Source organism: Streptomyces sp. NBC_00203 (assembly GCF_045206325.1).
Classification (GTDB): Bacteria; Actinomycetota; Actinomycetes; order Streptomycetales; family Streptomycetaceae; genus Streptomyces; species Streptomyces lutosisoli.
Map to the genome: position 1 here is coordinate 8,856,908 of NZ_CP108126.1, position 9,324 is coordinate 8,866,231.

Consider the following 9,324-nt stretch of genomic DNA (forward strand, 5'->3'; position numbering starts at 1 on the left):
CAAGGAAACAGCGTTGACCTCAGCTTTCAACAGCTTCGGTATTCCCGCAGTGCACGCACGACCGGAAGGAGAGGGAGCATGAGCCGTACCGTCATCCGTGGTGGTCTCGTCATCACCGCGTCCGACGAGATCCATGCCGACGTCCTGATCGAGGACGGCCGGATCGCGGCCCTCGCCGCGACCGGCACCCCGGCGGCCGAGGCCTGGACGGCCGAGCGGGCCATCGACGCCACCGGCAAGTACGTGATTCCGGGCGGCGTCGACGCCCACACCCACATGGAGCTGCCGTTCGGCGGCACCTCCGCCTCGGACACCTTCGAGACGGGCACCAGGGCCGCGGCCTGGGGCGGCACCACCACCATCATCGACTTCGCGGTACAGAGCGTCGGCCACTCGCTGCGCGAGGGCCTCGACGCCTGGAACGCCAAGGCCGACGGCAAGTGCGCCATCGACTACGCCTTCCACATGATCGTCTCCGATGTGAACCAGGAGACGCTCAAGGAGATGGACCTGCTGGTCGAGGAGGGCGTCACCTCCTTCAAGCAGTTCATGGCCTACCCGGGCGTCTTCTACAGCGACGACGGCCAGATCCTCCGTGCCATGCAGCGCTCCGCCGAGAACGGCGGCCTGATCATGATGCACGCGGAGAACGGCATCGCGATCGACGTGCTGGTCGAGCAGGCGCTGGCCCGCGGCGAGACCGACCCGCGCTTCCACGGGGAAGTACGCAAGGCACTGCTGGAGGCCGAGGCGACGCACCGCGCCATCAAGCTCGCCCAGGTCGCGGGCGCCCCGCTGTACGTCGTGCACGTCTCGGCGCAGGAAGCGGTCGCCGAGCTGGCACGGGCGCGCGACGAGGGCCTGAACGTCTTCGGCGAGACGTGCCCGCAGTACCTGTTCCTGTCGACCGACAACCTCGCCGAGCCCGACTTCGAGGGCTCGAAGTACGTGTGCTCGACGCCGCTGCGGCCCAAGGAGCACCAGGCCGCGCTGTGGCGGGGCCTGCGCACCAACGACCTCCAGGTCGTGTCGACGGACCACTGCCCCTTCTGCTTCGTGGGCCAGAAGGAGCTCGGCCGGGGCGACTTCTCGAAGATCCCCAACGGCCTTCCGGGTGTCGAGAACCGTATGGACCTGCTCCACCAGGCCGTCGTCGACGGGCACATCTCACGCCGCCGCTGGATCGAGATCGCCTGCGCGACCCCGGCCCGGATGTTCGGCCTGTACCCGAAGAAGGGCACCATCGCGCCGGGCGCCGACGCCGACGTCGTCATCTACGACCCGCACGCCGAGCAGGTCATGTCGGTCGAGACCCACCACATGAACGTCGACTACTCGGCGTACGAGGGCAAGCGCGTCACCGGCCGGGTCGAGACCGTGCTCTCGCGCGGCGAACTGGTCATCACCGAGCGGGAGTTCACCGGACGCGCGGGTCACGGCGTCTACACCCCCCGCTCCACCTGTCAGTACCTTCTCTGAGCGACTAGGAGCGGCGCAATGGACTTCGGACTCGTCCTGCAGACCGACCCCCCTGCCTCCCGCGTCATCGACCTGATGAAGCGGGCCGAGGGCAACGGCTTCACGTACGGCTGGACCTTCGACTCCGCCGTGCTGTGGCAGGAACCCTTTGTGATCTACAGTCAGATCCTCGCGAACACCGAGAAGTTGACGGTCGGCCCGATGGTCACCAACCCGGGCACCCGCACCTGGGAGGTCACCGCCTCCACCTTCGCGACGCTCAACGACATGTACGGCAACCGCACGGTGTGCGGCATCGGCCGCGGCGACTCGGCGATGCGCGTCGCCGGACGTTCGCCGAACACCCTGGCCCGGATCAGCGGCGCGATGAAGGTCATCCGTGCGCTCGGGCGCGGCGACGAGGCCGACCTCGGCGGCACCGTCATCAAGTTCCCGTGGGTCAAGCCCGGCGCCGAACTCCCGGTCTGGATGGCCGCGTACGGCCCGAAGGCCCTCAAGATGACCGGCGAGGAGGCCGACGGCTTCATCCTCCAGCTCGCCGACCTGTATCTGACCGAGTACATGGTCAAGGCTGTGAAGGACGCGGCGACCGAGGCCGGCCGCGACCCGTCCGAGGTGAAGATCTGCGTGGCCGCGCCCGCGTACATCACCGAGGACGACTCGCCCGAGGCACTCGCCCACGCGCGTGATCAGTGCCGCTGGTTCGGCGGCATGGTCGGCAACCACGTCGCCGACCTGGTCTCCAAGTACGGCGAGCACTCCGCCGCCGTACCCGACGAACTCACCGACTACATCAAGGCCCGCGAGGGGTATGACTACTCCCACCACGGGCGCGCCGACAACCCCGACACCGCGTTCGTACCCGACGAGATCGTCGACCGGTTCTGCCTGATCGGCACGGCCGAGCGGCACATCGAGAAGCTGAGCGCGCTGCGCGAGCTCGGCGTCGACCAGTTCGCGGTGTACGACATGCATGACGCGCAGGAAGCCACCATCGACGCGTACGGGACGAAGGTCATCCCGGCGATCAACGGCTGACCACGCTGTTCCGGGCGGCGGTCCTCGGCCGCCCGCCGCCCGACCCGCCCCACCGCGGCTCCGCTCCTCCTCCCCAGAACGTCCCCTTCCCGCCGTCCCGGGAAGGGGACCGGCCGCACCCGCACCTCCCCCCACGGCGTCACCCGCACGGCCTTTCCCGTCACTCCTCACCTGATTGGCCTGCCCATGACTGAGACCGTCCCCACCGACAGCCCGCCCCCCGCTCAAGTCACGCTCGCCGACGGCCGGGTGGAGATCGCGCCCGACGCGCCCGCGCCGAGCGGCCCCTACGCCAACGAGGACCTGCTTCCGGTCCCGGTCGAGAAGCGCACGTGGACCACGTACAACTTCTCGGCGCTGTGGGTCGGCATGGCCCACAACACCGCTTCCTGGACCCTCGCCTCAGGCCTCATAGCCGTCGGCATGGACTGGAAGCAGGCCGTCCTCACCATCGCCCTGGCCAACCTGATCGTGCTGGTCCCGATGCTGCTCACCGGGCACGCCGGACCCAAGTACGGCATACCCTTCCCGGTCTTCGCCCGTGCTTCGTTCGGCGTGCGAGGCGCCAACCTCCCCGCCGTCGTACGGGCGTTGGTGGCCTGCGGCTGGTTCGGCATCCAGACCTGGATCGGCGGTGAGGCGATCTACTTCCTCGCCGGGAAGCTCTTCGGGGACGGCTGGAAGAACGCCTCCGAGGTCGGCGGCTACGCGTGGACCATGTGGCTGTCCTTCGCGATCTTCTGGGCGCTCCAGGTCGCCATCATCTACCGGGGCATGGAGACGATCCGCCGCTTCGAGAACTGGGCGGCGCCCTTCGTCCTCCTCGGCGCCGGCGTCATGCTGTGGTGGATGAGCAGCAAGGCGGGCGGCTTCGGCCCGCTGCTCGACCAGCCCTCCAAGCTCGGCTGGGGCGGAGACTTCTGGAAGCTGTTCTGGCCCTCGCTCATGGGCATGATCGGCTTCTGGTCCACGCTCTCGCTGAACATCCCGGACTTCACCCGGTACGGCAAGAGCCAGAAGGCGCAGACCTGGGGTCAGGCGCTCGGTCTGCCCACCACGATGACGCTCTTCGCCTTCCTGTCCGTCATGGTCACCTCGGGCTCGCAGGCCGTGTACGGCACGGCGATCTGGGACCCGGTCCAGCTGGCCGCCAAGACGGACAACGTCGCCGGCATCCTCTTCGCCCTGGTCACCGTGCTGGTCGCGACCCTGTCCGTGAACATCGCGGCCAACCTGGTCTCCCCGGCCTTCGACTTCTCCAACATCGCGCCCAGGAAGATCAACTTCCGCACCGGCGCGCTCGCCACCTGCGTCCTCGGCGTGCTGATCTTCCCGTGGAAGCTGTACTCCGACCCGCAGGGCTACATCTTCACCTGGCTCGGCCTGGTCGGCGGTCTGCTCGGCACGGTCGCCGGCATCCTCATCGCCGACTACTGGATCCTGCGCCGCACCAAGCTCGACCTCGCCGACCTGTACCGCACCGGCGGCCGCTACTGGTACGACGGCGGCTGGAACTGGCGGGCCGTCGTCGCCTTCGTCACCGGCGGTGTCCTGGCCGTCGGCGGCGCCGACTTCCACCCGCTGATCGACGGACGGCCCATCCCCGCGCTGAAGTCGCTGGCCGACTACGGGTGGGCGGTCGGACTCGGTACGTCGATGGCGCTGTACCTGGTGCTGATGCTGCTGCGGGGCAAGGAGAAGGTAGCTGTCTGACGTGCCCGACTTAGCCGTACATGAGTAGAGCCGACCGCTTCGTCAGGGTCGGCTCTACCGGTTTGTACCGACTGTTGCCGGTTCTTCGCTACCGGTCGTTCTCTGTCGGTTCTTCCCTACTGGTTCTTCTCCAGCGCGGCCACCGCGTCCTTGGCGGCCTTGATGGCACCCTTGTTGATCACGTCCGTGCTGGGCGCCTTCTGCGTCTCGAAGTCGCTGCCGTTGTACGTGACGACCACCAGCGCGTTGGACGCGCGGACGACCACCACGCCCTCGCGGGTCTGCTGCTTCTTCTCGGTGGTGAGGTTCACGACGGAGTAGCCCGAGTCGCCGAGACCGGGCACCGCGCCTCCGCCGCTTTTGTCCGCGACGCGCTCCTTGTAGGACTTCTCCGCCGCCGCGTCCGACTCCTTGATCTCGTACGAGACGTCGAGCCAGCGGTAGTCGAACCCCTTGAGCGCGTTCCAGGAGCAGGTGCGGCGCACGGTCTTGTCCGTGGACGCGATCTCCTGGCCGGCCGTCTTGGCGCCCGGAACCAAGGACTTGACCGTCTTCTCGGTCACTCCGTCACAAGGGGCGGGCGAGGCGGTGTACGTCTTGGTGGCCGCGGACGTGGACGGCGCGGATGCCGTGGCCGTCGTCTTGTGCGTCGATTTGTGGTCGGCGGTGGGGGTCGCGGCGAACGGGCCGGACGACAGGGCCCAGCCCGCCGAGGCGAGCACGGCGACCGGCAGCAGGCGCGCGGTGAGGGCGAGCGGCAGAGGAAGAGAACGCAAGGCGCACTTCTCGTGGGGGACGGTGCGGAGGTGGTCCGCACTGCGGACGGGACGCCAGTGTCACATGAGTCCCTGTGGGGCGGAAGTGCCAACTCGCTCCGTGCCTGTGTGGTGACAGTGGCTCACTGTTGACGGGCTGTGGGCCGACGCGCCGTCACGAGCCGCACCGCGGCCCGGTTCGTCCCCTTCGCGACGTCAGTTGTTCAGCGTGTGGACGGGAAGCGCGCTCTCGATGCGGTCGACGGCGGCGAACGCGCCGTACGCCACGAGATGCACGAGGCAATGGTCGGTATGAACCGGTTCGCGCCATGCCGTCACGTCCTCGTCCGTGATGCGGTACGGGGCGAGGGCGGCCAGCAGCGCGAGACGCGCGCCGGGGCGCGACCGGTCCGGGAGGCCGTCCCACGCGAGCGTCGGATGCGCGCCGTCCCATCCCTGGAGTGTTTCCCGTACGAGGATCCGGTCGGCCTCGTCGAGAAGTCCCGCTCCGGTGGTGGCGGCGATGCGCAGCGCGGCGTAGGCCGGGCCGACGGTGGTTCCCCGCGCCCAGTCCGGGCCGGGCCCCGGGTCGTCGAGGAAGGCGAGCAGCCGCGCGTGCTCGGCGTCGGCGGGGGTCATGCCGCGCGCCACCGTCTCCGCGAGCGCGTGGTCCCCGGTGGCGTGCAGCAGCATCGTGTGCGCGTCCACACAGAAGGGACACCGATTGGCTTCGGACACGCCGAGCGCCGCGAGCTCCTTCCCGGTCCTGTCCCCCTCGCCCGCGATCAGCGACTCGCGCATCAACGCCCAGGTGGCGGTGAGGAGTTCGGGAGCGGACGAGAGGACGACGAAGGTGGACGGGCGGTCGATGCCGAAGTCGTCGGTGAGCTGGGCGTAGACGTCGGCGGTGCGTCCGGTGGCGGATTTGGGTGGCGGCGGGGTCGTGTAGCGGAAGGGGCTTGGCATGGGATTCCTCCAGGTGGGTTACCGCTGATGCCGGTTGGCGACCGTTCGCCGCTGTGGGCAGTCGTTCCGCAGGGCGATGGGGGTCCCCCCGCTCGAGCGAAGCCGAGAGTGGGGGAGGGTGGGCACAGCCACCAGCGCCGGGTGCCGTTGCCACCCTGGTGCAGAGACCCATCCGCAGGCGTCGTACACCCGAAGGCAATGCGAGCTACCCCACCGGGCCCGCGCCTGGCGCGATCTACTCCAGGGGGAGTACCCCGGGATCCATCCACAGGTCTGACGCGGCTGTCCGAGCAGCCGTCTATCGTGCCGGACATGCAGCTCGACCAGGCCACCCGAAGGCATCTGGCCGACACGACCCTCGCGTTCGTGATCGGCGCCCTCGTCGTGACCGCGGCGGCGTTCCACGACAGCACAACCCCCGTCGACTACGCGCTGATCACCCTCGGCTCCCTCACCCTCGCGGCCTACCGCACAGCCCCACGCGCCGTACTGGCGATCACCACGACCACTACGACGGCGTACGTCGTGCACGCCCATCCCGGTCCTGTCTCCGCCCTCCCCGTCCTGGCCGCCGTACACACCGCCGCCCGCGTGGGTCACAGAGCCGTGGCGGCGTCGGCAAGTGCCGTGTTCCTGGCGGGATACATGGCGACGGGACCCACGAAGCAGGAGATCGTCGAGCGGGCCCTCCTGCTCGCGGGCTGGTTCCTGTGCGCCCTGGTGACGGGTCTCGCCGACCGGAACTGGCAGGCGTATCTGCGCCAGACGGAACAGCGCGCGCTGGAGGCGGAACGCACCCGTGAGGAGGCGGCACTGCGGCGCGCGGGCGAGGAACGGCTGCGTATCGCCAGGGAGTTGCACGACTCGCTCACGCACAGCATTTCCATCGTCAAGCTCCAGGCGGGCGTTGCCGTCCATCTCGCCCGCAAGAGAGGCGAGGAGGTACCGCCCGCGCTGCTCGCCATCCAGGAGGCCGGCGGCGAGGCGATGCGTGAACTGCGGGCCACGCTGCAGGTGTTGCGCACCGACGAGCCGACCGGCACACCCGCGCTCCTCGTGGAGCGGGCCCGCGCGGCCGGTCTCGCCGTCGATCTGAGGGTGAGCGGCGAGGAACGGGCACTGACGGCGACCGTGGACCGCGCCGCGTACCGCATCGTCCAGGAAGCCCTCACGAACGCAGCCCGCCATGCGGGCCCCGCCAAGGTCACCGTCGAACTCGACTACACGCCAGCTGAGTTGACGATCAGCGTGGACGACGACGGCATCGCCAAGCCGTCCCGGCCACCCACGCCCGGCATCGGCCTCACCGGCATGCGCGAACGCGTCACGGCCCTCGGCGGCACCCTGAACGCCGGCCCGCGTGCGGAGGGCGGCTTCTCGGTCCGGGCCGAACTGCCCCTGGGGATACCGGAGGACGCGGTATGAGTGGCGTCGGGGGGCTGAGGGCGACGAGTCCTCTGATCCGGGTCGCGCTCGTCGACGACCAGGCCCTCATGCGCGCCGGCTTCCGCGCCCTGCTCGATGCCGAGGAAGGCATCGAGACGGCTGGTGATGTTCGCGTACGAGTCGGGGCTTGTGGCGGTTCGGCAGGAAGATCACCGGTTCGAGTGAGTCTGCCGCCGCATCGCCGAACGCTTGCGACGGATTGCGGTAGACCGGGGACCGTGGTCATGCTGCAGTCACGATGTCCGACGGAGAACCGATGAGCGCTCAGCCGCACGCGTACGCAGTGACCGACCCGGAAACCGCACTGAAGTACGCGATCCAGCACATCCAGGGTGACCGGGTGCAGATCGTCGAGGGGGTCATCCAGCCGATCGTGCCGTCCTGGGATCATGAAAACGTCGCGGACCTGATCCGCGAACAGCTGGGGCCGGTGCTGCGCAGGCTGGGCTGCCGGGCCGGTTCCGGGAACCTGGATCTGCCGGGAACCAGCAACTGGTACGTGCCGGATCTGGCGGTCGTGCCGAGCGACGTCGCCAAGGGCGCGGAGGCTCTGCTGCCCGACCAGACCCTGCTGATCGTCGAGATCACCTCGGAGTCCAACGCGGACACCGACCGCACGGTCAAACGGGCCCGCTATGCGGAGTACCGCGCGCCGTTGTACCTGCTGGTCGACCGCCAGGAGAGATCCTGCACCCTTTACGCCGTACCGGGCCGACTCGGCTACACCAGGGTGGAGGGGCCCCTGCCGTTCGGAACGCCGGTCACGCTGCCTGATCCGTTCGACTTGGAGCTCGACACCTCCGAGTTCTGAGCGGCGCCGCTGCAGATGGCACCGGCGCCGTCCCAGCACCAGCTCACGCCACCGCGGGGTCGAGCTCCTCCTCGATGGCCGCCGCGAACGCGTCCACATCGGCCTCGGTGGTGTCGAAGGAGGTCATCCAGCGGACCTCACCGGCCAGCTCGTCCCACACGTAGAACCGGAAGCGCTTCTGGAGGCGCTCGGTCACGGCGGGCGGGAGGACCGCGAAGATCTGGTTGGCCTGCACCGGCCGGTCGATCTTCAGCCCGGGCAGGTCACGGACCGCTTCGTACAGGCGCTGTGTCATGGCGTTCGAGCGGGCGGCCGAGCGCAGCCAGAGGTCACCGCCGAGCAGGGCCTCGAACTGGACCGACATGAACCGCATCTTGGAGCCCAGCTGCATGCTGGCCTTGCGTATGTGGGCCATGCCGCGCACGGCGTCCTCGTTGAGCACGATCACCGCCTCGCCGAACAGCAGGCCGTTCTTGGTGCCGCCGTAGGACAGGACGTCCACGCCCGCGTCGGTGGTCATCTCGCGCAGCGGTACGCCGAGGGTGGCCGCCGCGTTCGCCAGGCGCGCGCCGTCCAGGTAGACCAGCATGCCGAGGCTGTGGGCGTGGTCGCAGATCGCGCGGATCTCGTCGGGCGTGTAGCAGGTGCCGAGCTCGGTGGACTGGGCGATCGAGACGACCTTGGGCCTGGCCCGGTGCTCGTCGTCGAAGCCCCAGGCCTGACGGTCGATCAGCTCCGGGGTCAGCTTGCCGTCCCAGGCGGGCACCGTCAGCAGCTTGATGCCGGCGACCTTCTCCGGCGCTCCGCACTCGTCGACGTTGATATGGGCCGACTCGGCGCAGACGACGGCCTCCCAGCGGTCGAGCATGGTCTGAAGAGCCACCACGTTCGCCCCGGTGCCGTTGAAGACCGGGAAGGTACGGGCGGTGGGCCCGAAGTGCCCGCGCATCACGTCCTGCAGGCGCTCGGTGTAGACGTCCCCGCCGTAGCTGACCTGATGGCCGTGGTTGGCCTGGGCGATCGCCTCCAGGACCTCGGGGTGCACGCCCGCGTAGTTGTCGCTGGCGAAACCGCGGGCATCCGGGTCGTGTCGTCGCTCTACGGTCATCGTGCTTA

At 69.1% G+C, this 9,324-nt stretch carries 8 protein-coding genes and 1 pseudogene; 6 read left to right on the forward strand and 3 right to left on the reverse strand.

Annotated features, from left to right (window positions below; all coding sequences use genetic code 11):
- The first annotated feature begins 78 nt into the window (after window positions 1-78).
- The 3 genes from hydA (at window position 79) to OG975_RS39355 (ending at window position 4,230) form a co-directional block, all read left to right on the forward strand.
- Entirely contained in the window at window positions 79-1,479 is a 1,401-nt protein-coding gene (gene hydA, locus OG975_RS39345) for a dihydropyrimidinase (protein ID WP_406334275.1), read from the forward strand.
- Window positions 1,480-1,497: 18 nt separating this feature from the next.
- Complete coding sequence (locus OG975_RS39350; RefSeq protein WP_406334276.1) at window positions 1,498-2,517, forward strand: TIGR03842 family LLM class F420-dependent oxidoreductase; 1,020 nt, start codon at window positions 1,498-1,500, stop codon at window positions 2,515-2,517.
- 186 nt (window positions 2,518-2,703) lie between these two features.
- Window positions 2,704-4,230 carry an NCS1 family nucleobase:cation symporter-1 gene (locus OG975_RS39355; protein ID WP_406334277.1) on the forward strand — a complete coding sequence of 509 codons (1,527 nt, stop codon included), beginning with the start codon at window positions 2,704-2,706 and terminating at the stop codon, window positions 4,228-4,230.
- A 116-nt stretch (window positions 4,231-4,346) separates the two neighbouring features.
- Here OG975_RS39355 and OG975_RS39360 read toward each other — a convergent pair whose 3' ends face one another.
- Complete coding sequence (locus tag OG975_RS39360; protein WP_406334278.1) at window positions 4,347-5,006, reverse strand: hypothetical protein; 660 nt, start codon at window positions 5,004-5,006, stop codon at window positions 4,347-4,349.
- Window positions 5,007-5,201: 195 nt separating this feature from the next.
- Window positions 5,202-5,951: a carboxymuconolactone decarboxylase family protein gene (locus OG975_RS39365; protein ID WP_406334279.1), complete on the reverse strand. Its 750-nt coding sequence runs from the start codon at window positions 5,949-5,951 to the stop codon at window positions 5,202-5,204.
- Window positions 5,952-6,263: 312 nt separating this feature from the next.
- On the opposite strand from OG975_RS39365, the gene OG975_RS39370 reads away from it, so the two are divergent.
- The 3 genes and pseudogenes from OG975_RS39370 to OG975_RS39380 all read left to right on the forward strand — a co-directional run bounded on the left by OG975_RS39370 (window position 6,264) and on the right by OG975_RS39380 (window position 8,208).
- The gene (locus OG975_RS39370) at window positions 6,264-7,376 is read left to right on the forward strand and encodes a sensor histidine kinase (RefSeq protein WP_406334280.1); all 1,113 of its coding nucleotides are present in this window, start codon (window positions 6,264-6,266) and stop codon (window positions 7,374-7,376) included.
- Window positions 7,373-7,570: pseudogene (locus OG975_RS39375) on the forward strand (hypothetical protein); the annotation flags it as partial. The gene OG975_RS39370 and the pseudogene OG975_RS39375, both read left to right, overlap by 4 nt.
- Before the next feature lie 83 nt (window positions 7,571-7,653).
- Window positions 7,654-8,208 (forward strand): Uma2 family endonuclease, encoded by a 555-nt coding sequence (locus tag OG975_RS39380; protein WP_406334281.1) that lies wholly within the window; start codon window positions 7,654-7,656, stop codon window positions 8,206-8,208.
- Between the two features lie 43 nt (window positions 8,209-8,251).
- Here OG975_RS39380 and OG975_RS39385 read toward each other — a convergent pair whose 3' ends face one another.
- Window positions 8,252-9,316 carry a threonine aldolase family protein gene (locus tag OG975_RS39385; protein WP_406334282.1) on the reverse strand — a complete coding sequence of 355 codons (1,065 nt, stop codon included), beginning with the start codon at window positions 9,314-9,316 and terminating at the stop codon, window positions 8,252-8,254.
- Between the last annotated feature and the right edge of the window lie 8 nt (window positions 9,317-9,324).